Below are 26,811 nucleotides of genomic sequence, written 5' to 3'. Positions count from 1 at the left end.
ACCGGAGCAGTAGACCGCCACGGAGATTGTCGGGTCCGGGGCGAGCTGGGCGGCCAGGGCCGCGGTCAGCCGGTCGGGCACGTTGACGGCGCCGGGGATGGCCCGGCGGCGTAGGCGGCCGCCGGCAGAGCCTCAATGGGCACCACCGCGTCAGCCTCCAGCAGGACGCGCAGTTGCTCGCGGCTGATCGTCTCCATCACCCGGTCTCCGGGATGTCGGCGGTGCCGAACAACGCGGTCACCAGTTCCTGAGCGGCCTCCGGCGCGGTGGCGGTGAACGTCATGCCGCCAGGGCCGAGGCTGAGGGTGAAGGTGAAGAACGAACAGCACGCGAACTCGGCGGCCGCCAGGCGGGCCAGCTCCACCGCGACGTCGGCGTCGTGGGCATAGGTCAGCCGCAGCCCGCCCTCGACGGCCTGGCGGCCGCCGGCGGGGGCGAGAACCGCCTGCCAGGCGGCCACGCGCTCCCGCATCGCGTCCACTCCCCCGCCCAGCGTGCACACGATCTCCGGCTCCGCCGCCGGTGCCGTCGCATCGGTGAGGGTCAGGGCGGTGCGGGAGAGGGGGATCTTCGGAGTGGTCACCGCCGACGCCGCGCCCAGGCACGCGCACTCCTGGTCGCACGCCCCGGCGCGGGCCGAGGCGGCCAGGTGCTGAGCGGCGGCCTGCAACCGGGCCATCTGGCCGGTCAGCTCCGCCGTGCCGGTCTGCAGCGCGGCCAGCACGTCACCACCCGCACCGGCATCGGCCCGGCGCACACCAGCCGCATGCTCGATCTGCTCAATGACGGCCCGCTCGGCCGCCTCCAGCCGCTCTGCCGTCAGCTGCCGCATGCGCGCCTGCACCACGGCGCAGTCGCCACCGTCGAACAGGCCCACCAGCTCGGTCAGGACCGCACCGGTGATATCCAGCTGCTCGGCGCCGGCGAGGAACCGCGCCCGTACCGCCGCGGCGCCGGTCATGTCGCCGGTTGGGACGGGGTGCAGCGCGCACCCGCCACTCGTGCTCTGACCTGCCATGACGTCCTCCCGTCGATCGGTGTGCTTCGACGGTAGGGCTGTACCTGGGTACCGGATGCAAGTCCTATGGGCGAACTCATCACCGGCTCATCACCGAGCGAGGACATCAGGCGGACCCCGGGGCCGCCGGTCTTCACTGACAACAACCGGGCGTACGGTCACCGACAACAATCAGACGCCATCCCAGCAACCGGCATGAGTCCAGCAACGTGGCTCCATCCAACTCGGGGCACATCACTCCATCAGACCCGGCGCGGTTCAGGGCACCCGCCAACGCCTCGACCGCTTCCCGCTTGAACTCTTCGGGATCCCTCTTGCTCGTGCGCTCTCTTTAATCACTTTCCTGGACGTCGAGGACGGCTTTTCCGGGAACCTGTCGTCTCAGCAGCTGCTCGATGGCTTCTTCGTAGGAGTGCCAGTCGCCCCTCCAGCCGACGGGGATCTCCAACCGGCCCTGCTCGGCGAGGTGGACGAGGTACTGCAGGTCGCTGCCGAGCGGTACGGAGATGTTGAACGTCTCGATGCGCCCGCGATCGTGACCGATCCGGGCCTGCTCGAAGTCGATCGTGGTCGGCTCCTTGGACGCCATGCCCACCGCCGCGACGACACCGCCGGATGAGAGCCGCTGGTACGCGTCCGCCAGCTGCTGGCCGCCGACGTTGTCCACCACGCCGTCGACCCGTCCCCTCATGGCGTGCGGGCCGATGACGACCTCCGCCGCGCCGAGGGCGAGCAGGCCCCTGCCGCGTTCGGGCGAACCGACGGACGCGACGACCTCCGCCCCGGCCAAATTCGCGAGCTGCACGGCGTACCTGCCGACACCGCCGGACGCCCCGGTGACCAGCACGCGGCTGCCCAGGATGGGGCCGAGCCGCCGGACGGCCTGCAGCGCGGTGACACCGGCGACCGGCAGCGCCGCCGTGGATCCGAGGTCTACCCCGTCCGGAACGACCGCGAGCTCATCGGTGTCGACCGCGCGGAACTCCGCCCACGCGCCTGCCCAGCCGAAGGCGACCACGCGCGCTCCGGTCGCCGGGCCTGAGCCGTCGGCGGCCGGAGTGACCACGATGCCCGCCGCGTCCCATCCGGGGATCGTGCCGTCCGGAAGTTCCGGCGTCCGGAAGGCGACCTCCCCGAAGTTGAAGGAGAACGCGACGACCTGAATGAGTGCTTGTGATGGACCGGGCTCCGGGGCCGGTGCGCTGTCCATGCGCAGCATGTGCTTGCCGGCCCGGTGGTGAACGAGTGCTTTCATCTGGTATCCGATCTGCGTGTGCGCCGAGCCCGCTGTGCGCTTCTCAGACACGCCACTGGTCGGCATGCTCGGCGATGAACTCCCTGATCGTGCGCGGCGAGCGCCCCGTGACCTTCTCGACGGTGTCGCTGACCGTGGCGAACGTCCCGTCGTGCACCCGGCCGAACATGTCGCCCACGACTTCGGCGAGCCACGGGGCGGCTCCGGCGATGGCCGCCGACAGCGGCGGGACCGAGGCTGTGACCTCGGTGCCGATCGCGGCTGAGATGTTCGCCGCGATGTCGGTGGTGGTGACCGCCTCCGGGCCGGTCACGGTGTAGGCCTTGCCGTGGTGGGCGGTGGGGTCCGCGATCGCCTGCACGGCGACGGCGGCGATGTCGCGGGTGTCGACCCAGGCGATCGGCGTGCCGCCGGTGGGCAGGCTGATCGTCCGCTCGCGGCGGATCGCGTTGAGGAAGTAGCGTGGATCGGTCAGCACCTGCTGAAACCACGACGGGCGGAGGATCGTCCAGCGGCTCGCGTTGCCGGTGACGGCGTCTTCGACCTGCCGCACCCAGCCGTCGGCCGCGACCCGGTCCGCGCCCTGCTCGGAGACGAGGACGATGTGAGCGCCCGGTGCGGCGGCGATGAGCTGCGTGACCAGCTCGGCGGAGTCCTGGACGTCCGGGCGTCCGAGGTAGATCGCGTCCACCCCCTCCACCGCTTTCGGCCAGGCCGACCGGTCCCGCCAGTCGAAGGCGACCGTTGTCGGCTCCTGCGAGCTCCGCGAGGACCCACCGCGGACCACGGTGTCACCGCGTCCGGCGAGTTGCGCCACCACTTCGCGACCGGTCTTCCCACGCGCTCCGGTGACAAAGACGGTTCTGGTCATGTTCATCGGTCCTTCGATTTACTCGGTGTTCTCCAGCGCCGGGTAGTCGGTGTACCCGGTGTGGTCGCCGCCGTAGAACGTCGCCTGGTCCGGCGTGTTGAACGGGCCGCCGGCCTTGATGCGCACATCGAGGTCGGGGTTGGCCGGCCACAGAACGCCCAGGGAAACTGCGTCCGCGATACCGGCCTCCATCGCCTGCTGCGCCGCCTCGACGGTGGCCGGGAAGACCTCCATGGTCTCGTGCGGGTTGAGGATGAGCGTGCGCGACCAAGCGGCCCGAAGCTGCTTGGTCAGGTCGCGCGTGCCCATCTCGACGACGTGGATGTAGGCGATGTCGAGCGCCGCGAGTTCGTTGAGCAGTGCGGTGTAGACCGGAACCGGGTCTGCTTCGACCATGTTGTTGTACGGGCTGCCCGGCGAGACCCGGATGCCGACGCGGTCGGCGCCGACCACCTCGGCGACCGCGCGCACGACCTCGACGGCGAAGCGGATGCGGTTGGCGACGGAACCGCCGTACTCGTCGGTGCGCAGGTTGGTGTTGTCGGCGAGGAACTGGTGCACCAGGAAGCCGTTCCCGCCATGCACCTCCACCCCGTCGAAACCGGCCTCCAGGGCGTTGCAGGCGGCCTGCGCGAACTCCTCGACGGCGTTGGCGATGTCCACGGCGGCCATCTCCCGCGGCGTCGGGTGGTCCACCGGCCCTTCGAAGCCGATCATCTGCTCACCGGAGACCACCGGGGACGGCGCGATGGGCAGCTCGCCGTTCGGGTACAACGACGGGTGCCCGATCCGGCCGCAGTGGGTGAGCTGCGCCACGATGCGGCCGCCCTTCGCGTGCACGGCATCGGTGACAGTGCGCCAGGCCGCCACCTGCTCGGCGCTGTGCAGGCCGGGGATCAGGATGTGGCCCTGGCCCAGCACGCTCGGCTGGATGCTCTCGGAGATGATCAGACCGGCGCCGGCCCGCTGGGCGTAGTACTCGACGGTCAGCGGAGTGAGGATGCCCTCCGGGGTCGCCCTGTTCCGCGTCATCGGGGCCATCACCAGGCGGGACGGCAGCTGCAGCTTGCCCACCGCCGCCGGGTCGAACAGAGTGCTCACGACTTCTCCTCACCGAAAAACGCCGGACGCGGCCGAACGCGAATTACTTGATTGACTCATGGATATCCTGGCACGGTTACTTGAGTCGATCAAGCAATCTCGGATTCTTGAGTGACTCAAATGCCTGGCCTACAATCACCCCATGGCAGTGCCCTCTGTACCCGCGAGCGCCGCGACCGACGTCGAACAGGCGATGTTCGAGTTCGTCGACGCCTACAACCAGGCGTGGGAAGCCGCGGCGAACGAGCATGGGCTCAGCACCGCCCACGCCTGCGTGCTCGGACGCGTCGAGACCCGCCGCAGCATGGGGAAGCTCGCCGAGGAGCTGCGCTGCGACGCCTCCAACATCACCCAGATCGTCGTCCGCCTCGAGACCCGCGAGCTGGTCCGCCGTGAGCCCAACCCGGAGGACAGGCGCTCCCGGCAGATCGTGCGCACGCCGAGCGGCGACGACCTCTACGGCGCGTTCGAGGAGTCCTTCGAGTTCCCGAGGTCGGCCGCGGCGAACCTCACCGTCGCGGAACGCAAGCAGTTGACGGCGCTGCTGCGGAAGGCGATGCGGGGCTGACACGATGACGGCCGCGCCCGTGGAACCGGGCCCGGCCATCGGCTTTCTCCCCGCTCATTCCGCCGGCAGCAGCCCGAGATGTCGCCGGGTCAGGGTGGCCGTGCCGCGCCACCGGCCGTGTCGCACACCGATCGCTAGCGGGGCGTCCCGTCGTGCCCGCTTCTTCGGGCGAGGCGTTGGAGTTGCCCTTCGTGCACGTCGCTCACCCACTCCCAGCCAGGCTTGGCCGACGGGCCGACCCGTGGGTCGGCGGGGACCTGCCCGTTCTGCAACGCGAGTACGTACGCCCGATCCTGTTCGATCCGTGCCTGTACCTGGTCGGATCCGCCGACGGAACCGTGGCCCGGGACGACGACATCGACGCCGCCCGCCACGCCCTCGAGCAACCGCAGCGCGGCGAGGTAGTCCTCGATCGGGTCAGCGGTGCCGTCCAAGTCGAGCATCGGAATCAAGACATCGGAAAGCATGTCGCCGGCGACGAGAACCCGGCGTTCCTGGATCAACAGCGCCGCGTGGCCCGGTGCATGCGCTTGATGCTCGATGACCCGGACCCCGGGGCCGTCCCAAGGGATCTGCGCAGTTTCGGCGGGCAGGCCGGTAATGAGACCGAGTAGGTCCAGCGGTACCTGCCCGGCGATTTCCGTCTCGAGCAGGTGGGCGGCGATGCGGGCCTTCGCATCTGCGTCCGACAGCTGATCCCGGACGGTGGCCGCGCAGCGCGCCGTGCCGTAACGGGGCGCCTCGCCGAGCCGGGCGTGCCAGAGCAGGTGGTCCCAGTCCGGATGCGTAGAAAACCCCGCCACAACGGGCTGACCCAACTCGCGAAGGTCGTTCGCGAGGCAGTCGATCTCGGAGCCGGTCACCCCGGGGTCGATGAGCAGCACACCGGCCCGGCCCTGCACCACAACGGCGTTGCTCTGCACGAACTCGCTCTCATGGACCAGCACACCCTCCGCGACCTGCCTCAGCACGAGCTCGCCTCCTTCGCGTCCCGGATGGCGTAGCGATGCATCGTGACGCCCTGCGCGAACGATCGCTGCTCAAGCAGGTCGAGATCGATCGGCATGTCGTAGTCGTCGAACAGCGGCCTGCCGAAGCCGAGGATTGCCGGGTGGGTGAAGAGCAGCAACTCGTCGAGAAGCCCCGCCCGGAGCAGCTGCGTCGCGAGCGCCGCGCCACCCACACTGATGCTGCCGTCGGTCCCGGCCCGGAGCGCGGCGAGCTGCTCGATCGCGTCGTCTCCGCCGATGATCCGGGTGTTGTGATCGGCGCTGAGGCGCGTGCGGGAGACGAGCACCTTGGGCTTGGCGGTCCAGATCTCGCCGTACTCACGCATGTAGCCGGGCAGCGACGCGTCCTCGCGCGCCCGCGGCCAGCACTCCTCCATGACCTCGTAGTAGACCCGGCCCTGGACCATGAGCGCGAGCGCCTGCGTCTGCGCGTTGGCCTCGCGGTGCAGTTCCTCGTCGATGCACAGCCACTCGCCAGCGCCGTTGTCCCCCGGAACTTGCTCGATCCGCAGGTCGAGGGACACCTGCATCGAATAGACGAAGCGGCCCATCGGCGCCCCTCCCCAAGAGTGATTGTATTATGCAACTACTATAAGTACGATGAAATGCCTGTCAAGGAGGAGATCGTGGAACCACGATCCGGGTGTCCGATCAACGCCGCCGTCGAGGTGCTCGGAGATCGCTGGTCGTTGCTCGTGCTGCGCGACGTCATCTTCGGCGACCGCCGCTACTTTCGGGCGCTGCTCACCGGGTCGATCGAGGGCATCGCTTCGAACATCCTCGCCGATCGCCTCGTGCGGCTCGTCGAGGCCGGGATCCTCACCCGCGGTACCGCCATGCGGGGGCAGCGCGCTCGCTACAGCCTCACGGAAACCGGTATCCAGACTCTTCCGATCATCTACGCCCTCGGCAACTGGGGCCTCGCCTGGCGCCCGGGCAGCGACGAGCTCCGGAGCCGGCAGCAGCTCATGCGCGATGAGGGTCCGGCGTTCATCGAGGAGCTCATGGACGAGCTTCGCGTCCGCCACCTCGGCGCCCCGCCGAAGCCGCACGACGGTCCAGGCCCGTTCGAGCGCCTCGACGCCGCCTACGCCGCGGCCTCCGAGCAAGAGCACGTCGACTAACGGTGACGGAACGGCCCCCGCCCCGACCTTCTTGGGCTCCGGTAGCTTGCCGTCACCGCACACAAGCGTCGCCGCCATGGGACAGACACGCTGCCTGCCCGACGTCGGATGGCTCCGCGACGCCCAGGACCGTTTTGAACTCGGGCCTTGCCGGATCCCTGGTTGCTGACGAGGCGGCGCCAAGACACGGTGGCGTACGGCTGTCCTACGCTCATCTTGCTGCAGCGGCCGCCCGTCAACCGCCGTCGAGCGACGGCTGCCCTGACTGCCCGGGCGACCTACGCCGACGGAGCACACCTGCAGGCGGTGCCTGAAACTCACCCGGCGCGAGCCCGTCGTCGATCGGCTGAGGCTGTTCGACGACTCCGGCCCCACCATGGTCGTGCCCCTGGCCCGCTGCTCCCCCGTGGCAGGGTCCTCGTGGCCGGCACCACCGCGCGCCTCGGCCGACAGCCGGGTGCACACGACCAGCCTGGGCACGCCCAACGCCGCGGACTCCGACCGGGCCGAGGACTCGCTGAACCGATTGAGGGAGGTCGCCGCAAAGCGGCTGCGCTCGATTCCCGGCGTGACTTACGCGGTCGGTGGTGACGTCGCCAGGCACAACGACGAGATTGCCATCCAGGCCGAGAAGATGCCGTGGGTGGTGGGATTCGTCCTGCTGCTGACATTCCTGATCATGTTCGGGGCGTTCCGATCCGTGATCGTCGCGATCACCGCGATCGTGCTGTCCCGGCCGCCGCGTTCGGTGTGCTGGTGACGGTGTTCCAGTACGGGTGGGCTGAGCAGCTGCTCGACTTCCGGACCAACGGCGCGGTCATCTCGTGGGTTCCGCTGTTCCTGTTCGTCGTTCTCATCGGACTGTCGACGGACTACCACGTGTTCCTGATCAGCCGCATCCGCGAGGCCGCCGGACGTCCGGGTGCGTCCACGCGGGACGCGGTGGCGGGCGGCATCATCAGCTCGGCCGGAGTGCTCACCAGCGCCGCGGTCGTCATGGTGTCGGTCCTCGCCTTCGTGTTCACCGCGATGGTGGAACTGAAACAGCTCGGCCTGACACTGGCAGTCGCCGTGCTGCTGGACGCGGTGGTCATCCGGATTCTGATCCTGCCCGCGCTCATGGTCTTGCTCGGCAGGTTCAACTGGTGGCCGTCCACGCTGTGGCGCAAACCCATCACCCTGGCAGGAGGTGATGAGGACACCGTGAATGCTGAGGGCAATCGCGCGGACACCCAGCCCGCCTGGGGACAGCGCTGAAATAGCTCCGGCCGGTACGCCACGCCCGGCAGCTTCGGCACGCCGAACGGAACCGGTGCTCGAAGTGCTCGGCCAAGCCCCGGGCCGGCGCCCGGTCAGCCACCGGAGCGGCGAAGCACCGCGACGTCCCGGCCGAACCCCACCGCCAGCTCGCCCTCCGGTCCCCAGGCCAGGGCGTTGGGCACCATCGGGAATACGATCCCTGCGTGAGGCGGTCGCTCGGGATCGTCCCACAGCAGCACGGTGCGGTCCGCCACGGCCACCGCGATGCCACCGCTCACCGGGTCCGCAGCGATCGCCGTGACGTACGTGGACCGCGCGTCCGGGCCGGACTGCCCGGTCGCGTCGTTCCGGCCGGCGGCCGGCCCTGGCAGGACGGGGCCGGGCTGCCCGGTGCGCAGGTCCCAGAACCCGACCGGGCGCTCGTTGCGCCCGCGATCAGCACGGGGCGGCCGTCCAGACAGGAGACGGCGTAGGCGTCGAGGTCTTGGGAGTCGAGCAGGGACCTTTCGGCCCGGAGCGGGCTCAGGCTCCCCGCCCCGCCGGCGCCGGTGCGGGGCGGCGCCGATGATCATGCCGTTGGCGCTCATCTGATCGGTGCTCATTCCGGGGCGCCCTCCGGGCCGTAGGGCAGCCGGGCCGACACGTGAAAGCCTCCTTCGGGCCGGGGTCCGGCGCTGAACGTGCCTCCGTACATCCTGGCCCGTTCCCGCACGCCGATCAGGCCGCGGCCGCCCTGATCGGCGCGGCCCGCACGCGGCGGGCGGCCGTGGTGGGGGCCGTCGTCGACGACCTCGATCGCGGCTTGGCGCCCGTCGACGTCCACGGTGACCGCGCAGCGGGTGGGGCCCACGTGGGTGATGACGTTGGTCAGGGCCTGTTGCACGATCCGGTACACCGACATCGCGACCGCGGGGGGCAACGCGGCCTCTTCGCGGACGGTCAGGTCCACCTCGATTCCGGCCGAGCGGGCGTGGACGGCCAACTCGGGCAGGTCCGCCATGCCGGGCGCGGGCAGGCGGTCCTGCCGGGGGTCGCCGTCGGAGCGCAGCAGGTCGAGCACCCGGTGGATCTCGGCCAGCGTGCTGCGACTGGTCTGCTCGATGACGGCCAGCGCGGCGCGCACCTCCTGCGGGCGGGCCTCGGCGAGGTGGTTGGCGACGGTGGCCTTGACGGCGATCAGGCTCATGCTGTGGCCGATCACATCATGCAGTTCCCGGGCGATGCGCCGGCGTTCGTCGGACACCGCGGCGTCGGCGATGCTCTTTCCATCGAGGTGCCATCCAGGCCATTTCATGGCGGCAAGTTATCGCCTCAACAGATCATCCGGCGTCTGCCCACGGTCGGACATCCGCATCCGTCCAAGGTCGCATCACCGGCCCGTGCCTGCCCGCCAAGATGCGACCCGGGCCAGACGCGCACCCCCCGCCCCACCCAGCACCATTCTGGTGTGCCCCGGCAGACCGGCCCGGGCACACCACTACGGACAGGACGGGCAGCACTCCATGAGCATCGACCTCCACGGGCGCATCACACGGTGGCGGCAGACCGGCGCGGACCGGCGGGCCGCCAACACCGCCGCCAACCTGGACCGCCAGCCGGCGTTCCCCGGCCGCTGGGTGAGCGCCGCCTCACTGATCGCCGGCCCCACCCTGATCATGATCGGGACGCTCCTGCGCTCCTCGTTCTACTACTTCGTCCCTTACCAGCTCGTCGCCTACACCCAGCATCCCACCCTCATCACCGCCGCCTACGCCTGCTTCGCCTTCGGGTTCGTGCTGCTGCTGCCGGGGGTCGTGGCACTGGCCCAGCGAATCACCGCCACCAGCCCGCTGTGGGGACTGTGGGGCGGCTGCCTGGTGATCGTCGGCCTGTTCACCCGGACCTTCCAATTCGGCACCGATCACCTGGCCTTCCACCTGACCGACACCCTGGGCCTGCAGACCATGCTCACCGGCATCGACGGCTACTACGACGCCTGGCGCGAGACGGTCTGGCACCCGTTCCGGTCCATGTCCGGACCGGCCTTCTTCGGCTGGGTCGTGCTGGCCATCGGCGCCTACCGCTCCGGCGCCCTGGGACTGGGCCGCTCCATCGCCCTGGGCCTGATGTCGGCACTCGCACTCGGGACGCTCAAGGGCACCGAACCGCAGTCCTTCATCGCCGTGGGCGGCCTGTGCCTCGCCTTCATCCCCCTGGGCATCTCGCTGCTGCGCAGCGGCCCCCCGCCGACCAGGCGCGCCATGATCTGGATCGCCGTCCTCATCGCCATCCATGTCCTCATGACGGGCTTCGGCCCGCGAGGATGACGACCCGGACCGGTGGTACGCCGGTGAGCCCGAAACCCAGCTCAGGCCTGGCCGACTCCGCGCAAGAAACCACCCCCACGTGGATCGCGCCTGGACCCCTGCAAGCCGTTCATCCACGACATGCTCCGCGTTGATCTGGACGCGCCGCCGTCCTCGCCCGCCGCGCACGCGGAGAATCCATCCGCGCCGTCGCCGCCGACGTCAACGTCTCCATCGGCGTCGCCCACAAGACCCTCGCAGACGCCAAGGACTCATAAGCCGATCCGGCGACCACCCGCATCAGAACGGCCAGTGACGCTAAGCCGGGCCCACCGAGCTCCTTATCGTCATTGGCCGTTCGGCTGCTGCTCAAGCCCCGACTCAGGCCTGGGGAACGAGGGGGCCGTCGGTGAACGAGCGGCCGACGCCGAGGGCCTTGGCGATGACCGGGACGGTCTCGCCGCAGGCGCGGGCGGCGGCGAGTTTGTCGGCGTCGATCGCCGGCGGCCGGCCTCCGCGGCGGAGGTGGCGGGGGCGTTCATGCTTCCATCGCCCTGAAAACGGTCCTGGAATTCAATTTACGGGGACGGAGTTCCGGGATGAGTTCCGGGACGATCCGCGACGATCACTCCTGCGGAAATTGTCAGCTTCGGTCACGTCCAGCGAAGTGGTGTATGAGCCGACCTTCGCGTGATCCTGTTTCTGCAGGTTAAGCGGTAAGTGTCTGCGGCAACGCGTTCTGCCCCGGTGTGTCGCCGACAAGGACACGCAGCCGGACCTTGGCCAGCACGTCCAGGCCCATGTAGCGGCGCGCCTCGGTCCACTCGTCGGTCTGCTCGGCCAAAACCGCCCCGACCAGACGGACGATCGCGGCCCGGTCGGGGAAGATCCCCACCACGTCGGTGCGGCGGCGGATCTCCTTGTTCAACCGCTCCTGCGGGTTGTTCGACCAGACCTGCTTCCAGACCTCGCGCGGGAACGCGGCGAAGGCCAGCAGGTCCTCCCGCGCGGCCTCCAGATGCGTCGCGGCGGCCGGATATTTGGCTTCCAGGGCGTCGATGACCCAGATGTGCTGAGCCCGGACGGCCTCGGCGGTCGGCTGGTCGAAGACGGTCCGCACCAGCGTGGCCACCCACGGCTGCGCCGACTTGGGCACGGTGGTGAGCAGATTGCGCAGGTAGTGAAGCCGTCAAGAAATAAGGCGTTGCTTTCCGATCTTGAACTCGTTGAGATGGTATGGCGATCTCCAGCGAGGTCCGTGGCCAGCTCGCGCGCAAATTCCAGGCGCTGCTCCCGCATCTGAACGAACGCCAGCAGCGGCTGGTCCTGGCCGCCGAGGCGCGGCTGCTGGGACACGGCGGGGTGCGCGCCGTCGCCCAGGCCACAGGAGTCAGCGAGACCACCATCCGCAACGGCATCTTCGAGCTCGAAGACGGCCGCAAGCCGCTTGCGCCGGGTCGCATTCGTCGGCCCGGTGGCGGTCGCAAACGGGTGGAGGACACCGATCCGGCCGTGCTGGCGGCGCTGCTGGGGCTGGTCGAGCCGGATGAGCGCGGCGATCCGCAGTCCCCGCTGCGCTGGACGACCAAGTCGCTGCGGCACCTGGCCACCGAGCTGACCCGGCAGGGCCATACGGTCTCGGCGCCCACGGTGAGGCGGCTGCTGAAGTCGGCCGGCTTCAGCCTGCAGGCCAACGTCAAAACCCTGGAAGGCACCCAGCACCCCGACCGCGACGCCCAGTTCCGCTATATCAACGAGCAGGTCAAAGCCCATCAGGCCGACGGCGAGCCGGTGATCAGCGTGGACACCAAGAAGCGGGAACAGCTGGGCCGGCTGCCGATGGCCGGACGCGAGTGGCGGCCCAAGGGCGAGCCGGTCCAGGTCGAAGACCACCACTTCTTCTTCACCGGCCCGGATGTCGAGCAGGCCATCCCGTATGGGATCTACGACATCACCGCCAACACCGGCTGGGTGAACGTCGGCGTCGATCATGACACCTCGGTGTTCGCGGTGGAGTCCATCCGCCGCTGGTGGAGGGCGCGCGGCCACCGTGACTATCCGGCCGCCTCGCGTTTGCTGATCACTGCGGATGCGGGTGGCTCCAACGGTTATCGCTACCGGGTCTGGAAGAGCGAGCTGGCCGCGCTGGCCGCTGAGACCGGGCTGGCGATCACGGTCTGCCACTTCCCGCCGGGCACCTCCAAATGGAACAAGATCGAGCACCGGCTGTTCTCCCACATCACCTTCAACTGGCGCGGCAGGCCGTTGACCAGCCACGAGGTCGTGGTCAACACCATCGCCTCCACCCGCACCAGCAGCGGGCTGCGGGTGGAGGCCGTCTTGGACCGCGGCGACTACCCGACCGGCGTGGCGATCAGCAAGGAGCGCTTCGCCGCTCTGCCCCTGGAGCGGCACGCCACCCGCGGGAACTGGAACTACACCCTGCGCCCCGCATCAACCGACGAACCGGCCGACCTCAGAGCGGTTGGCGAGGCCGATGGGCCGGCGCAGCGGCGCCAGGCCATGCTCGGCCGCCTGGCCGATGCGCGGCTGACCGGCATGAGCCTCGACCGGTTGGAGCAGTTGGCCGCGGTGCTCGCTCCGGCTCAGGCCGCCCGCACCCAGGAGCGACACAGCCGGCAACGCGGCGGCCGCGCTCGGCGGGCCACCGGCAAACTCCGCGTCAGACCACTGTTCGACGATGCCGCCCGCCTGCTGCTCACCCTTCTCTATCAGCGGCAAGTCTGCTCCATGCGCGTGCTCGCAGATCTTTTGGAGGTCACCGATGCCTGCATCGCCGACCTGGTGAAGGAGACCCGCAGAGTCCTGGAAGACCGCGGCCACCACACCGGAGCAGCTCAGGTCCGCTTCGCCAAGCCCGTCGCGCTCCTGGACTTCCTGGACACCGGCTGGCGCCCCGCACGAGCCGTGATCACCGACCGGCTGGCGCATCCGGTCCTGACCGGGATCACCCGCAACGAGCTTCATCTCCTCACCCAGCGCCTGGCCGCCTCGCAGAGTGCTCAAGGCGAGCGCCTCGGTTACCAACGGCGGGGCGCTCCCCGTCAGCCCGGAACCCGATCCGGTGTCTTCCCGCAGAAGATCAGCAACAGTGAACGGGTCCTGCTCACCATCCTCTACCAGCGGAAACTCTGCACCCTGGAGGTCCTGGCCGACGCCTTGGGCGATGTCAGCAGATCCTCCATCGGCAATGTCATCCGGGAAACCCGCCCCCTGCTCCAGCAAGCAGGTCATGTCCCTGCACCGGCGACCGTCCGTTACCGCACGGCGGCAGATCTGCTTGCCGCAGTGCCAGGCGACCGCGACACGCCAACAAGTTGATCTTTTACGGCTTCAGTGGGTGCGGCAGCGCTGCCAGGCCGCGCCCGCCAGCGTCGCGCCGACCGCCTCCACCAGCCCGCGGTGGGCGTCGGAGACGACCAGCTGCACCCCTGACAGGCCCCGGGCCACCAGGGAGCGCAGGAAGCCCAGCCAGCCTGCGCCGTCCTCGGCGGAGGTGACCTCCATCCCCAGGATCTCCCGGCGGCCGTCGGCGTTGACCGCAGTGGCGACCAGCACGTGCACGTTGACGGTCCGGCCGCCCTCGCGGACCTTCTGAGTCAGCGCGTCCAGCCACACGAACGCATACGGGCCACCGTCCAGCGGCCGGGTCCGAAACGCCTCCACCTGCCCGTCCAGTACCTTGGCCATCTCACTCACCTGGCTTTTCGAGATCCCGGTGACGCCGAGCTGCTCGATCAGCTTGTCGACCCGGCGGGTGGAGACGCCCAGCAGGTAGCTGGTGGCCACCACGCTGATCAGGGCTTGTTCGGCGCGGCGGCGGCGCTGCAGCAGCCAGTCCGGGAAGTAGGTGCCCGAACGCAGCTTGGGGATGGCCAGCTCCACGGTGCCGGCGCGGGTGTCCCAGTCCCGGGTCCGGTAGCCGTTGCGCCGGTTGACGCGGTCTTCGCGGCGCTCGCCGTAGGCGGCGCCGCACCGGGCGTCGGCCTCGGCCGACACAGGCGCCTCGGCCATGGTCTTCACCATGGAGCGCAACAGATCCGGGTCGCTGGTCTGAATCTGCTCCGCCAGCCAGGCGGCAGGGTCCACACTGTTGGGCACGGCCATCGCTTTCTTCCTTCGATCTTGATGTCGCAATCACGAAGGATCACGCGATGGCCGTCTTCATGTCCGGCGGCACGCCTGTGTGCTGGGGAAACTCTTACACCACTTCCATGGACGCAACCCTACTACCGGTGCCGCTGGGACACCTGCTCCCTGAGCATCGGCGGAGAGGATCCCACGGCCATCCCGGATTGGGAGGACGAGCAGGTGGTCGAGGGCGGTGAGTACGTGGCCAGCCATATCGCGCCAGACGATGCCGTCCGCATCCTGCTGGAACTTCACACCGTTTGGAAGGGGAAGACCGATACGGCTGATCAGCCGGAGGGATAAGGGTGTGGTCTTCACGTCTTCCTGCTGTTCCACTTCCTTGGAAGCGGAACAGGTGCGGCAGGCACGGCTGAAGGCCGCCAGCGGAGACTCCTCTCGCCGGAGCGGCGCTGGCCGCCCTACCACGACCGCAAGGACTTCCTTTTTAGTCGTATATAAGTGTTATGGGTGGTATCGGCGTCCAGGGTGGAGGTCGACCGTGAGGCGCACCTTTGCGTGAGCCGTCTCCCATCGCCCCACCCCCACCTCCGCCCCTCGAGGAGCCCCCTGTGCGCCGGACGATCACCCTCCTCATCCCGCTGGCGTTGCTGGCCCTGCTACCACTGGCCTCCTGCGACGACGGCCGCATGAACGCGGCGGAGTTTCGCGACCGCGCCCGGCAGACGGCCGACCGCTGGCGCGGCTCATCCGCCGACCGCGCCTGGCGGGAGGGGTTCGTGCCGCTGCGCCCCCTCGAGGTCGACCGCCGGCAGATGCCGGACTGGGCGATCGTCAGCGCCATGAACGGCGCCTGGGAGCTGGCCACCGGCCTGCCCGCGGCTTCTCCGTCCCCGGCCCGGCTGCGCTGGCCGGACGGCTCCACACTGACGGTCGGCCTGATCACCGCGGCGACGGCGTATGCGCAGCTGAGCATGCCCGACGAGGTCCCCGACGCCGACTGTCCTGCGGCCGGCTGCCGACCGCTGCGGGTCACCGCCGTCGAACTCGGCCGCACGCCGGTGCCCACCAGTCGGGGCATGGTCGACGTGCCCGCCTGGCGCTTCACCGTCGCCGACGTGCCCGCCCGCGTCAGCGTGCTGGCCGTCGACCCCGCGGCGATCACTCCCCGGCCCACCCCCGAGGACGGGCTCGAGGAGGTGACCTCGTTCAAGACGGCCGCCGGCGACCCCCGCCGGATGCGGTTGCACTACGGCCACGGTCAGTGCGACACCGTCCACGGCGCCCACGTCTATGAGAGCGCCGAGGTGGTCGTGGTCGACGTCGACACCGAGTCCAGCGGCGGGATGTGCACCGCCATGCTGGTCCTTGGCGAGATCACCGCCATCCTGGATGAGCCGGTCGGCGACCGGATCGTGCTGGACGCCGAAAGCGGCCTGCCGGTCCTGCCGGCCGCGCTCGCACCGCGCTGACCGCACCGTCCCGCCCTCCGCCGGTACAGAACACGCCGCACAACACGGCGGCACCGGCCCGCCCCACGAACCGGCCTGGTCCGCTCCCGAGCAAGCGCAACGGTTGGCCTCCCGTCACCGGACGGTTCACCGGACCACCTGGATGAGACGGCATCGGCGCAGGTCACGTCCTCCTGTTGTCCATGATCGGGAGTGTCCGGTGGAGGTTCCTCTAACGGACATCTCCGCGACCGGGCCAAGCGCGAGACCGAAAGCCGACACTAGGTGCACCGAGCAATACATGTCGGAAACCCGCCTTTCCGCGGGCACCGGCGAGGAAATCCTCAGGCACTTCTCCAGCCAGAAGCCGTAGCGTGAGACTGTGATCACACGTCAGCCGCCTGTTCCGGCGGAACCGCTCCGTCGGTTGCCTACCCGGGATGTTACGCTCCTTCTCCTGCAGAACCTCGCCAGCGGCGGTCGGCACGTTCAGTTCGCCGGACTAGTCAGCTCAGCGAAACAAGCGTTCCAAGGAGAGCCGGACGCCCCTGCTTTGCTGGACCGGCTGGCCGATGCGTGGACGTGGCTTGAGTCGCGCGCCCTGCTGTCCCGGGACCCCACGCAGTCCGAAGGCTTCTGTCGGGTGTCGCGGGAGGGCAGGGAATTGGTGAAAGACCCCCAAGGGCTCCAACGTTTTCAAGCGCGCGAGCGGCTCTCAGGGCCGCTGCACCCGCGGCTCGAAGGAACGACAGTGCGCACCAACTTTGACCTGGGTGACTACGAGACGGCGTGCTTCTCCGCGATGAAGGCAGTGGAGGCCGCCGTCCGGGAGGCATCGGGCCTGGCCAATTCCCTGGTTGGCGTGGGCCTGATGCGCGCCGCATTCCAGCCGCATCAGAAAGGCAAGACCGGCGGCCCACTCGCCGACGCGGGAGCCGAAGCTGGCGAGCAGGAAGCGGCTTCGGCTCTCTTCGCGGGCGCCATGGGCGCATCCAAGAATCCGTCCAGTCACCGCACGGTCGACTTCGACGACCCCATCGAGGCTGCCGAAATCATCCAGTTCGCAGATCTCTTGCTACGGCAGATCGAGCGAGCCACAGCTCGCCAGTCCCTGCCGTAACCCTAACGGCCGCCCTTCGAGGAGGTGAAGCGGGTGGGCTCGGGGTCGGGGAGGAAAGCATCGGGTATATCATGGCGGATCATGAAGTCGCGTCCGCGGTCGTAGGCCTCCCTGGTCCGGCTGTAGAGGGTGAGGAGGCCGAAGATCCGCCGGTCATCACCTAGTGTCCTGAGTCAGTAGTTCGTCTAGTGTTCGGTTATGGCGCGTCCTGGACCGAAGCTCGCACCACTGGATTTGACCGCCAACGAGCGGACAGAGCTTGAGCGCTGGGCGCGGCGACGCAAAGGCGCCCAGGACATGGCCCTGCGAGCCCGGCTGATCCTGGCGTGTGATGCGCCGGCGAGGACGGGCTCCCCGTCTCCACGAAGATCGTCGCTGATCAGATCGGGGTGTCCCGGGAGACGGTGTCGAAGTGGCGCAGACGGTTCCTGTCCGACCGGCTGGAGGGCCTGTCGGACGAGCCACGCCCAGGGCGGCCGCGCACCGTCAGCGACGAGCAGATCGCCGAGCTGATCGCGCGGACGCTGGAGACCAAGCCGAAAAACGCCACCCACTGGTCGACGCGGTCGATGGCTCGGCAGGTGGGCCTGTCGCAGTCGACGGTCTTTCGGGTGTGGCGGACCTTCGGCCTGCAGCCCCACCGCTCGCAGACCTTCAAGCTGTCGACCGACCCGTTCTTCGTCGACAAGGTGCACGACGTGGTGGGCCTGTACCTCGATCCGCCTGAGCGGGCCGTGGTGCTGTGCGTGGATGAGAAATCGCAGATCCAGGCCCTGGACCGGTCTCAGCCGGTGCTGCCGATGATGCCCGGCGTTCCCGAGCGGGCCACCCACGACTACATCCGCTCGGGAACCACGACGCTGTTCGCCGCCGTCGACGCGGCCTCGGGCAAGGTGATCGGTTCCCTGCACCGGCGGCACCGGGCGGTGGAGTTCAGGAAGTTCCTGTCGTGGTACTGCCTGCAGGAGTGGGTGCCGCCGGCGCCGCGCCCCGGCCAGTATCCCCACCTCGCCCGGCTGGATGCGGTCTCGCCTCGATCTCAGAAACTCACCGAACTCACGTAGATCCACGGCCGCCATTGTGGGCCGACGACTCGCCGACAGACAGGCGCTGTCAGCACCGGGCAAGGTTCAGAGTCTGGTCGCGGTGCGGATCAGTGAGGCGAGCGCCAGGGACCGGCTGTGCGGCGGCCAGGCGATCACGGTCGTCACCGTCGGCGCGTCCGGCACCGGCACCACGGCCAGGTCATGGAGTAGCTGGGCGCGGCATGACTCGGGCAGGATCGCCGAGGCGCGGCCCAATGCGATCAGCTGGCACAACTGCGCGAGGTCGCGGACCTGCGGGCCGGGCCCATCGGCGTAGGTGCCGTCCTGACGGGGCCAGCGCGGCTGCGGCAGTCCGGGCAGGTCGGTGACGTCGGCCATCCGTAGTTCGGCCCGGTTGGCGAAGGGGTGCCCGGCGGGCAGCACGGCGACCTGTCCCTCCGCGTGCAGCTCTTCGGTGTCGAATCCGGTCGTCGAGTCGTACGGCAGATGCAGCAGCGCCACATCCGCCCGGCCGTCGCGCAGCAGCCGCTCCTGCTCGGCGATCCCGCACAGGATGACTTCGACGGCGACGGAATCCGGCTCGGCGGCGTAGGCGTCGAGCAGTTTGGCCAGCAGTTCGCCAACGGCTCCGGCCTTGGTGACGAGGACCAGGCCCGGTCGGCCAGTCGCGGCTCGTCGGGTGCGGCGCTCGGCGGCCTCGACCGCGTCGAGGGCCGCCCGGCCCTCGCGCAGCAGGACTGAGCCGGCCTCGGTCAGCGCGACAGCGCGGCTGGTGCGGGTTAGCAGCAGGACGCCGAGCCTGCGTTCGAGCTGCAGGATGGCCCGCGACAGGGGCGGCTGCGCGATGCCGAGCCGCTGCGCGGCCCGCCCGAAGTGCAACTCCTCGGCGACCGCGACGAAATACCGCAGCTCTCGCGTTTCCATGCCCTCACCGTACGGCGGAGCGGCCCGTCCCGCACCGCATTGATACCGCTGAGGTATCGCCGGGCACCCAAGCGGTGTTGGAAACCGCAGCCGGTGCGCCGCCAGGATCGAGGCATGAGCGAACAGTCAATCGCGCTGGTCACCGGCGCGAACAAGGGAATCGGTTACGAGATCTCGGCCGGTCTGGGCGGCCTCGGCTGGCGGGTCGGGGTGGGCGCCCGGGATGCGGGACGCCGGGAATCGGCCGTGGAGAAGCTGCGCGCGGCGGGCGTCGACGCGTTCGGTGTGCCGCTGGACGTCACCGACGACGCGAGCGTGGCCGCCGCGGCCCGGCTCGTCGAAGAACGCGCCGGGCGGCTCGACGCGCTGGTCAACAATGCCGCGGTGACCGGCGGCATGCCGCAGGATCCCACGACGGTCGACCTGTCGGCCGTGCGTGCGGCCGTAGAGACCAACGTGATCGGCGTCATCCGCGTCACCAATGCGATGTTGCCGCTGCTGCGCCGCTCCGCCTCTGCGCGGATCGTGAACATGTCCAGCAGCGTCGGCTCCCTCACCCGGCAGACCACGTCCACGGACCTGGCCGTGACCGGGCCGCTGTCGGCCGCGTACTCGCCGTCCAAGACGTTTCTCAACGCCGTCACCCTCCAGTACGCCAAACAACTGCGGGACACGACCATCCTGATCAACGCCGCCTGCCCCGGCTTTGTCGCGACCGACCTCAACGGCTTTCGCGGCGTGCGCACGCCCGAGCAGGGCGCGGCGATCGCGATCCGGCTCGCCACCCTGCCGGACGGCGGCCCGACCGGTGCGTTCTTCGAGGACGCCGGGGTGGTGCCCTGGTAACGGCCTCCCCGAAGCCCGTTCACGGACGCGAGGTCTTCAGTTCCCGCCATTCTCGCGGCGTCATGCCGTAGGCCTGTTTGAACAGGCGGCTGAAGTGGGTGGCAGGGGTCTCGGGATCGGTGAAGCCTCGTCCTCTTCGTTGAGGTTTTTGTAGTGATGGTGAAGAGAAGGAAGCGCGTGACCGGCCCGTCCATGGATGCCCTGGTCCGGTGTCGAGCGTTGCTCTGACAGAGAATGCCTGCTCGCGCGAGGGTCGGCTTCGTACACCGGCTCAGGCGTCCCAGCCGCTCACCGGGCCGGCCGCCGTCGTCGTGTTCTGGGCAGTGCCTGGTACCGCTCCGAGACCGGCTGGCCATGAACGACCTTGGCCTTTGATGAACCCAAGGGTGCATACTGAGTCGGCCGTAAATTTTGGGACTATCAGCGCTACCCGGTGATGTAGGCCAGGTGCGGATCGGCGAAGAAGGCCCGGACGATGTCGGGCCGCTTTTGCAGCCGGCGCATGCCGGAGTGCATGGCCGCGGCCAGCCCGTGCTCATCGGCCACCGCCTGGCGGGCGACCCGCGTCCGAAGGTTCTGGTTGACCCACTCGTCGGCATTGAGCTCGGGTACGTAGGCGGGCAGGAAGAACAACCGCAGCCGCCCGCCGGTGCGCGCCACGAAGCGGCCGACCGCGGCGGCGGTGTGGATGGAGGAGCCGTCCACGACCAAAAAGATCGGCTGTGTGATGCTGCGCAGCAGCTGCGTGCAAAAGCCGAGGAAGGCCCAGCGGTCCATCGCTCCACAGCCCAGCCGGTAGCGCAGCGTGCCGTCGGCGCCGACGGCCGAGAACATCTTGATCGACCGGCGGCCGGCTCCGGCGCACACCACCGGCGTCTTGCCGACCAGGCCCCAGGTGGTGCCCGAGCGGTGATTGACGCGCATGCTCATCTCATCGGCGAACAGCACCAGCGCGCCCATCCGGCGGGCACGGCGGCGAAGGCGCGGGAAGGTCGTGTGCATCCACCGGGCGATGGCCGCCGCATCGCGCCGGATCGCCCGATAGGCCGGGCGCTGTACCGACAGACCCACCTCGTGAAGCAGCCGCCCGACCGAGGTCACCGAGATCCCGATGCCGAACCAGGCCGCGATCACCAGCGCCACCAGCGCCCGCGTCCACAACACCACCGCGCTGCCCAGCACCTGACGGGGGGTGACATCGCGCACCACCGCCTTGACGGTCTGCTCCTGGCCGGGTCGCAATCGCCGCGGCCGGCCCGGCGCCTTCTTGATCCGCAGCGCCTCACTGCCGCCGGTGCGCGCCTGGCGCTTCCACCGGAAGATCGATTCGCGGCCCACGTCCAGTGCCTCGGCCACCCGATCCGGGGACATGCCCTGCTCCAGCAGCCTCAGGGCGAAGACCTTCTCCTCGAACGTCGCTCTGCGACCTTTCCTGGCCATTCTCCCAGCATGACCCCACCAGAACGCGATCTTTCACCGCCCCCGGCAAGTACCAAAACTTATGATCGACTCAATACCCCCGAGCCGTCAAGCGCCCCAGAAAAAGCAGCTACCGCGAACGACGCCCCTCCGACAAGGGCACCCGCCACGCCGGGCCACCCACCGTCCGACTCGTGCCCACCACCCGAGGTGCCCTGCCGCCCAGATGATCTATCTAAACGGCATTGGCTGGACCTTGCCCCGGCCCCGCACTCCCGAGCAAGCCGAGCGCTGGACCTGGCTCATCATCGCCGCCTACACCCAGCTGCGCCTGGCCCGCGTCATCGTCACCGATCTACGCCTGCCCTGGGAGAAACTGTTACCGGCTCACCGATTGACCCCGGGGCGTGTACGGTGTGGATTTCGCTCTGTTCATGCGGAGGTCGGTACTCCCGCCAGCGCACCTCAACCCTGCGGGCGCTCTCCAGGCCGTCCGTGTGGCACCACTCGCGGCCCTGCTGCCCGTCATCCGGCCATCAAAACGACCAACCAGGCTGCCTGACGCCCCATCACGGGTTAAAAGTGAAGCTTAGTGGGCAATCCTCGGTCCGGTTCTCTGGGGTTACTCGGCATCAACGATGTGGTGCCCATCTCTACGAACAGGGCTTCCAACAATAGCAGTTACACCTTCGTAGACTAGCGAGATTAGCTCTCCGCCGAATATGCATAGCGTTTTCTCCCAAGGATGCGCAAAGGTCCCGAAGCTCAAGTCTTCCGAGACGTAAATGTAATAGTCACCATCTGGGAATATGGATCCAGGCCATCGACGTTGTCCTGAGCCTCCGACAGAGCGCGGTTGAAACCGTATAGCCTCATGATACCAATCTATAGAGTAGACCCAGCCTCCCGGTGGCGTACATACGGATATCCCCTGCTCGATCATCGACTGAAGACGGGAAACTTTCACTCCTTCCATGCTTTCTTCTATGGGATCATTCATAATCTCAAGCAAGCTCCACGTAAACGAGGGCTTCGGCTCTCGAATGCTTGGCCATTCTTCTGAATAATAGCTAGGGTGAAAATGAAATTTACTGCGAAATGAGTCTGCAGCCTTGACATATTCGGCCCCCTCGAGCTCCATGTATGCATCTTCTTCCATCTCATAATGATACACCAAGGGCCCTCTCTTGGCACACTTCCACTCCAGCTAGGAGGTGATTTGTTATTTTTTGTACGTCTCTCCTATCGCAAGTTAGCCGAATGTCTGGGATGGTTTTCATCCCAGACATTCGGCTAACTTGTGTTTGAACGAGGTTTGGTCGTTCTTATACCTCGCTTGATCCCTGCTATCTGACCAACGTCTAAACTATGCCTTATTTCCAGTCTGGCAATTGATAGAACGTTTTGTAATGGTCTGTAGTTATATATGCTAGTCCGTCATCAGAGTAGAGTAGCCGTGCACCCGGCTGCTCGGCGCGACTTCGCGACGACGTGAGACCGATATCCGCCTCTCTCCATGTACGGCCTGCGGCCACCGGCAAGCCAACGGAAGCCGGGTCATTGAATGCATCTCCACCGATTCGACCGTTTGGGACGTAATTCCCTAGGGCTTTCCCACTTTCCCAGCCAGCGGATTTGGCTTGGTTTTTCGTCACATAATTAGAGGGGAGTTGGCCTGTCGACCTCAAGCTTTCCAGAGCGGTGTTGGCAGATTCTGCGACCGCAAGGTCTCTGCGAAGCCCAGCCCTAGCAGCGTTTGTTGTGGCGTTGTTAAGGATCTTCTTTCCGGTGATAAGATCTCCGAAAAATGGGATGATGCCGATAGCTGATAGTGCTGCTTCCGCATAGTTTCCCTCGGAAAGATTTGTAACACCGTCCAGTACGTCGGCGGGAGTTCCGACTAGAGGGACGAAGCCGAGTCCACCGAAAAGCGCGTGCGCAGCGTCTTGAATTGTCGTATTGCACGACTCAGGGCTAATCCTGCACAGGATGGGGTAGATAGCTGGGTTTGTTCCCGAGCTTGGGCTGGGAGTCGGGCTCGCGACAGGAATCGGCTCTACCGGAGCAGCTGGTACAGGCGCATTCGTGGAAGGAGCGGGTGCAGGAGATGGTGACGGCGCCGTGGTGCCTGTGGAGCGGCTGCCACTTCCACTGTTGACAGGGCCAGTGACACTGCCAGCGTCAGCACCACTTCCGCCGCCTTCGCTGCTGCCGCTGTCGGGGCCGTAGCCCTCCTGCCATGGGTCACCGGAGTTGCAAGCGGAGTAGATACCGCACTGTGCGCCGCCGTCCAGCAACAGTCCGGTGGGGTCGGAGAAGGTGACGGGGTTGTTGTTGGCGTAGGTGTAGCCGTGGATCTGCTGGGGGTCGGCCAGGTCCATGATCGGGTCGACGCTGATGAACCGGCCGGTGGCCGGGTCGTATTCGCGTGCGCCCAGGTGGGTCAGGCCGGTGCTGTCGTTGGTGCCGCCGACGAATCCCCGCTCGCCGGGCCACAGGCCGCTCGAGCCGCGTAGGCCACCGAAGGGCAAGGTGCGGCGTAGGGAGACGTTTTGGGTGTTGGCGTTGATGGACAGCTGACCGGTGCCCTGGTGGTCGGGGGCCAGGAAGGACACGCCTCCGGTGGAGGTGCGCATGGCGATGGCTTGGCCGGCGTGGTTGTAGTAGCGGGTGGCCGAAACCACGGTGGCCTTCTTCAGCTCTAGCCCGTTCGGCAAGTACAGGGTGACGGTGGTGCCGTCACGCCGGATCAGCCGACTGCCGGTGGCGTCGTAGAGGTAGGAGGTGGTTTTGCTGCCGTCGCTGACCTTTTCCAGGCGTCCTTCGGCGTTCCAGGTGAGGGTCTGGGTGGTGGCGCCGAGGGTGCGGGTGGTGGTGTTGCCGGTGGCGTCGTAGGTGAAGGTGTCGGTGCGTTCTCCGGTGGCGCCGCTTTGCTGAACGCCGGTCAGGCGGTGCTGGCCTTGGCCGGGCGCGGGGTAGGTGTAGGTGCGGGTGGTGTCGGCGGTGCTGGCGATGCCGTGCTGGATCTCGCTGGTGCGGTTACCGGTGGTGTCGTAGGTGTAGGAGTGCCAGTACGGCTGCACGCCGCCGACCGCGTCACCGGCTGGAGCGGTCGAGCAGGTGGTGTCACCTTCGGTCCAGGCTTCGGTCAGGCGGCGCAGGTAGTCGTAGGTGAAGCACTGGTTGTCGGTACCGGAGCGGGAGGTGTCGGCGATGGAGGTGATGTTGCCGGCTGGGTCGTAGGTGTAGCCGGCCGAGCGGTCGATGCCGGCTTGGCCTTCGCGGTCGACGCGGGAGGTGGCCAGGCGCTGGGTGCCGTACTCATACAGGTAGGTGAACCAGGCCTTCTTGCCTGCGGTGGTGCCGACTTCGTACTGCTCGGTTTTTCCGGTCAGCCCGTACTGGGTGCGGGTGACGTAGGTGGCCAGGTTCGAGCCGGTGGTGGTGGGGCGGGCCAGCTCGTCGTAGCCGTAGGTGACCACTTCGGCGGCCAGGCCGCCGGCAGCCGGGTAGCTGGTGGACTGCACCGTGCCGTCGAGGTTGTAGGCGGTGTTGAACTGATAGGAGCCAGCCAGGCCGGTTTCGGCGGTCGGGATGGTGACTGTGCTGCGTACAGCCCGGTTGAGGTTGTCGTAGATGTTGACGGTGGAGGTGTAGGCCTGCCCGGCGACGTAGCGGGTGGCCGAGGTGAGCTGTCCCTTGCGCACAGTGTCGTAGACGAACTGGGTCAGCAGCGTGCCGGTGGCCGAGCCCTGGCGGGTGTGGGTGGTGCGGCCCAGGCCGTCGTAGGTGGTGTGGATGGTCGTGCCGCGGGCGTCGGTGCTGGTGATGCGGCGGTCGAGGTTGTCGTAGGTGTAGGAGGTGGTGCCCTTGTCGGAGTCGGCTTCTTGGATCTTTCGGCCGCGCTGGTCGTAGCTGTAGCTCCAGGCGTTGCTGGCTCCGTCGGTGACTTTAGACAATTGCCCGAACGGCGTGTAGTCGTAGGTGATTACGTCGTAGGCACCGGTCGGGGCATCGCCCTTGTACTGGCGGGCCTCGATCACCTGGCCGCGGGCGTCGGTGATGGTGGTGGTCGGGGTGGCGCCGGCGGGCGGGTCGATGTGGGTGCGGTCACCGCCGTAGCGAGTGGTGGTGCGCCATTTCTCTTCGCCGGTGCCGTTGCCGGTCAGCAATCGCTCGACGGTGACGCGGCCCAGGCCGTCGTAGGTGTAGGCGACCTGGGACTCCACCCCCTCGGTGACCTTGAACAGTGATGGTTCGGGCGCGCCGGTGGCGTAGTAGGGGGCGTAGCTGCGGTCGGTTTTGCCGAGGCTGTTGTAGAGGGTGTCAGTCAGCAGCCGGCCGCCGTTCGGCCCGGGGGCCTGGCTCTGGCGCGGGCGCAGCAGCCCGTCCAACAGGCTGTAGCTCCACGGGGTGTAGGCGCCGTCCTGGCCGAGGGTGCGGCTGCCGACGGCGACGATCGTGTTGGCCTGGATGCTGTAGCTGTATTCGGTGCTGGCGCTTTGGCCGCTGGCTTTGCTTCGGTTGGGCAGCCACACCTTGTTCAGCCGGCCGAGGGCGTCGTAGGTCAGGTCGGTGCGGGCTCCGGCGGCGTCGATCGCAGCAACTGGAAGGTTGTAGGCGTTGTCGATCTCGGTGGTGGTGGTCATCGCGGTGGTCGCGGTGGTCGCGGTGCCGGCGGTGGCCGGGGGACTGGTAGTTTTGACCGAGGTCGGCAGCCCGGTGCTCAGCTTGTATGGCGAGTGCAGGCCGGGCTGCGGCCGTATTGGCTGCGGGACCTGGATGACGGGTCCTGGCTCGCGGTCATCACCAACCCTGCGGTGGGCCTGCACTGGTCACAGAAGGATCGGCTGCGTAAGGACGCCTGCCAGGGCCGGCCTCTCGATCCCGACCGGGCGGTATCGTCCGCGTGGTCGACTACACCGTGCCCGACCGCAAGGGCGACCACATCAGGCTGATCACCACCATCCTCGACCCGGCCGATGCGACCGCCGAGCAGCTGGCCTCCTGCTACCACGAGCGGTGGGAGGCCGAAACCGGGTTCGATCAGTTGAAGACCTATCTGCGCAGGCCCGGCAGGATTCTGCGGTCCCGGACCCCGGTTCTGGTCCGGCAGGAGATCTGGGCCTACCTCCTCACCCACTGGGCCCTCGCGACGCTGATCTGTGTCGCGGCCACCACCGCCGGGGTCGACCCCGATCGGATCAAGTTCCTGGCCATGGTCCGCATCGTGCGCCGATCGGTCACCGGCCGAGCGGCCTTTCCCCCCTGAGCCCCACGACGGCCTCTGGATGCGCACCGTCCTGCGGGTCGGCCGACCTCGAAACCGTAACCCCGCCCGCCGTCACCGCAGCTACCCCCGAGCTGTCAAGCGCACCCGACGCAGCAGCTACCGCGAACGTC

At 68.1% G+C, this 26,811-nt stretch carries 23 protein-coding genes and 4 pseudogenes; 11 read left to right on the top strand and 16 right to left on the bottom strand.

Translation table 11 applies throughout. From position 1 onward, the window contains the following. Positions 1 to 65 precede the first annotated feature (65 nt). The 5 genes from HS041_RS39515 to HS041_RS28600 form a co-directional block, all read right to left on the bottom strand. Complete coding sequence (locus HS041_RS39515) at positions 66 to 197, bottom strand: hypothetical protein (RefSeq protein ID WP_255530093.1); 132 nt, start codon at positions 195 to 197, stop codon at positions 66 to 68. Next, positions 197 to 1,018, bottom strand: a complete 822-nt coding sequence (locus tag HS041_RS28615; protein ID WP_196443938.1) for a hypothetical protein — start codon at positions 1,016 to 1,018, stop codon at positions 197 to 199. Before HS041_RS28615 ends, HS041_RS39515 begins: the two co-directional genes overlap by 1 nt. 331 nt (positions 1,019 to 1,349) lie before the next feature. Further along, on the bottom strand, positions 1,350 to 2,273 hold the full coding sequence (locus HS041_RS28610) for a zinc-binding dehydrogenase (RefSeq protein WP_196443937.1): 924 nt from the start codon (positions 2,271 to 2,273) through the stop codon (positions 1,350 to 1,352). A gap of 43 nt (positions 2,274 to 2,316) precedes the next feature. Beyond that, a complete protein-coding gene (locus HS041_RS28605; protein ID WP_196443936.1) occupies positions 2,317 to 3,144 on the bottom strand; it encodes an NAD(P)H-binding protein in 828 nt (275 codons plus the stop codon). An 18-nt stretch (positions 3,145 to 3,162) separates the two neighbouring features. Then, on the bottom strand, positions 3,163 to 4,245 hold the full coding sequence (locus HS041_RS28600; protein ID WP_196443935.1) for an alkene reductase: 1,083 nt from the start codon (positions 4,243 to 4,245) through the stop codon (positions 3,163 to 3,165). Between the two features lie 142 nt (positions 4,246 to 4,387). On the opposite strand from HS041_RS28600, the gene HS041_RS28595 reads away from it, so the two are divergent. Continuing rightward, the gene (locus tag HS041_RS28595) at positions 4,388 to 4,813 is read left to right on the top strand and encodes a MarR family winged helix-turn-helix transcriptional regulator (protein ID WP_196443934.1); all 426 of its coding nucleotides are present in this window, start codon (positions 4,388 to 4,390) and stop codon (positions 4,811 to 4,813) included. Between the two features lie 134 nt (positions 4,814 to 4,947). Here the strand turns inward: HS041_RS28595 and HS041_RS28590 are convergent, their stop codons facing one another. Both HS041_RS28590 and HS041_RS28585 read right to left on the bottom strand, forming a co-directional pair. After that, positions 4,948 to 5,784, bottom strand: coding sequence for an MBL fold metallo-hydrolase (locus tag HS041_RS28590; RefSeq protein WP_196443933.1), 837 nt, complete (start codon positions 5,782 to 5,784; stop codon positions 4,948 to 4,950). Next, positions 5,778 to 6,353 (bottom strand): dihydrofolate reductase family protein, encoded by a 576-nt coding sequence (locus tag HS041_RS28585; RefSeq protein WP_230879834.1) that lies wholly within the window; start codon positions 6,351 to 6,353, stop codon positions 5,778 to 5,780. The genes HS041_RS28590 and HS041_RS28585 overlap by 7 nt, the downstream gene beginning before the upstream one ends. 96 nt (positions 6,354 to 6,449) lie before the next feature. Here HS041_RS28585 and HS041_RS28580 point away from each other — a divergent pair, with 96 nt between their 5' ends. From HS041_RS28580 to HS041_RS28570, 3 genes are all read left to right on the top strand, one after another. Next, complete coding sequence (locus HS041_RS28580; protein ID WP_196443931.1) at positions 6,450 to 6,947, top strand: winged helix-turn-helix transcriptional regulator; 498 nt, start codon at positions 6,450 to 6,452, stop codon at positions 6,945 to 6,947. A 376-nt stretch (positions 6,948 to 7,323) separates the two neighbouring features. Further along, positions 7,324 to 7,707, top strand: a complete 384-nt coding sequence (locus HS041_RS28575) for an MMPL family transporter (RefSeq protein WP_196443930.1) — start codon at positions 7,324 to 7,326, stop codon at positions 7,705 to 7,707. After that, complete coding sequence (locus HS041_RS28570; RefSeq protein WP_196443929.1) at positions 7,698 to 8,204, top strand: MMPL family transporter; 507 nt, start codon at positions 7,698 to 7,700, stop codon at positions 8,202 to 8,204. Before HS041_RS28575 ends, HS041_RS28570 begins: the two co-directional genes overlap by 10 nt. 95 nt (positions 8,205 to 8,299) lie before the next feature. Here HS041_RS28570 and HS041_RS28565 read toward each other — a convergent pair whose 3' ends face one another. Further along, a complete protein-coding gene (locus HS041_RS28565; protein WP_196443928.1) occupies positions 8,300 to 8,485 on the bottom strand; it encodes a hypothetical protein in 186 nt (61 codons plus the stop codon). 320 nt (positions 8,486 to 8,805) lie between these two features. Continuing rightward, positions 8,806 to 9,501, bottom strand: coding sequence for a sensor histidine kinase (locus tag HS041_RS28560; protein WP_196443927.1), 696 nt, complete (start codon positions 9,499 to 9,501; stop codon positions 8,806 to 8,808). Positions 9,502 to 9,709: 208 nt separating this feature from the next. On the opposite strand from HS041_RS28560, the gene HS041_RS28555 reads away from it, so the two are divergent. Next, positions 9,710 to 10,513, top strand: a complete 804-nt coding sequence (locus HS041_RS28555) for a hypothetical protein (RefSeq protein ID WP_196438856.1) — start codon at positions 9,710 to 9,712, stop codon at positions 10,511 to 10,513. Between the two features lie 688 nt (positions 10,514 to 11,201). Here the strand turns inward: HS041_RS28555 and HS041_RS28550 are convergent. After that, positions 11,202 to 11,681: pseudogene (locus HS041_RS28550) on the bottom strand (transposase); the annotation flags it as partial. A 47-nt stretch (positions 11,682 to 11,728) separates the two neighbouring features. On the opposite strand from HS041_RS28550, the gene HS041_RS28545 reads away from it, so the two are divergent. Then, the gene (locus HS041_RS28545) at positions 11,729 to 13,834 is read left to right on the top strand and encodes an ISAzo13 family transposase (protein ID WP_196443925.1); all 2,106 of its coding nucleotides are present in this window, start codon (positions 11,729 to 11,731) and stop codon (positions 13,832 to 13,834) included. 15 nt (positions 13,835 to 13,849) lie between these two features. Here HS041_RS28545 and HS041_RS28540 read toward each other — a convergent pair. Beyond that, positions 13,850 to 14,620: pseudogene (locus HS041_RS28540) on the bottom strand (IS256 family transposase); the annotation flags it as partial. Between the two features lie 593 nt (positions 14,621 to 15,213). On the opposite strand from HS041_RS28540, the gene HS041_RS28535 reads away from it, so the two are divergent. The 3 genes and pseudogenes from HS041_RS28535 to HS041_RS28525 form a co-directional block, all read left to right on the top strand. Then, positions 15,214 to 16,074: a hypothetical protein gene (locus HS041_RS28535; protein ID WP_196443924.1), complete on the top strand. Its 861-nt coding sequence runs from the start codon at positions 15,214 to 15,216 to the stop codon at positions 16,072 to 16,074. 532 nt (positions 16,075 to 16,606) lie between these two features. Then, positions 16,607 to 17,173, top strand: coding sequence for a TIGR02391 family protein (locus HS041_RS28530; RefSeq protein ID WP_196443923.1), 567 nt, complete (start codon positions 16,607 to 16,609; stop codon positions 17,171 to 17,173). Between the two features lie 198 nt (positions 17,174 to 17,371). Beyond that, positions 17,372 to 18,120: pseudogene (locus HS041_RS28525) on the top strand (IS630 family transposase); the annotation flags it as partial. A gap of 183 nt (positions 18,121 to 18,303) precedes the next feature. Here HS041_RS28525 and HS041_RS28520 read toward each other — a convergent pair. Then, positions 18,304 to 19,143, bottom strand: coding sequence for a LysR family transcriptional regulator (locus HS041_RS28520; protein ID WP_196443921.1), 840 nt, complete (start codon positions 19,141 to 19,143; stop codon positions 18,304 to 18,306). A 114-nt stretch (positions 19,144 to 19,257) separates the two neighbouring features. Between HS041_RS28520 and HS041_RS28515 the strand changes: the two genes are divergently transcribed. Beyond that, on the top strand, positions 19,258 to 19,989 hold the full coding sequence (locus tag HS041_RS28515; protein WP_196443920.1) for an SDR family oxidoreductase: 732 nt from the start codon (positions 19,258 to 19,260) through the stop codon (positions 19,987 to 19,989). Positions 19,990 to 20,008: 19 nt separating this feature from the next. On the opposite strand, the pseudogene HS041_RS40520 reads toward HS041_RS28515, so the two are convergent. The 4 genes and pseudogenes from HS041_RS40520 to HS041_RS39825 form a co-directional block, all read right to left on the bottom strand. Then, positions 20,009 to 20,089 (bottom strand): annotated as a pseudogene (locus HS041_RS40520) (helix-turn-helix transcriptional regulator); the annotation flags it as partial. Positions 20,090 to 20,415: 326 nt separating this feature from the next. Further along, positions 20,416 to 21,429, bottom strand: a complete 1,014-nt coding sequence (locus HS041_RS28505; protein WP_196443919.1) for an IS630 family transposase — start codon at positions 21,427 to 21,429, stop codon at positions 20,416 to 20,418. 601 nt (positions 21,430 to 22,030) lie between these two features. Next, entirely contained in the window at positions 22,031 to 22,567 is a 537-nt protein-coding gene (locus tag HS041_RS28500) for a DUF2716 domain-containing protein (protein ID WP_196443918.1), read from the bottom strand. Positions 22,568 to 22,781: 214 nt separating this feature from the next. Next, the gene (locus tag HS041_RS39825; RefSeq protein ID WP_196443917.1) at positions 22,782 to 26,057 is read right to left on the bottom strand and encodes an RHS repeat-associated core domain-containing protein; all 3,276 of its coding nucleotides are present in this window, start codon (positions 26,055 to 26,057) and stop codon (positions 22,782 to 22,784) included. Between the two features lie 260 nt (positions 26,058 to 26,317). On the opposite strand from HS041_RS39825, the gene HS041_RS28490 reads away from it, so the two are divergent. Then, complete coding sequence (locus HS041_RS28490; RefSeq protein WP_196443916.1) at positions 26,318 to 26,680, top strand: transposase; 363 nt, start codon at positions 26,318 to 26,320, stop codon at positions 26,678 to 26,680. Positions 26,681 to 26,811: the final 131 nt, after the last annotated feature.

The organism is Planomonospora sp. ID67723 (assembly GCF_015711605.1).
GTDB lineage: Bacteria > Actinomycetota > Actinomycetes > Streptosporangiales > Streptosporangiaceae > Planomonospora_A.
The sequence above is the reverse complement of the archived record's forward strand: the minus strand, read 5'-3'. Positions and strand labels throughout refer to the sequence as shown.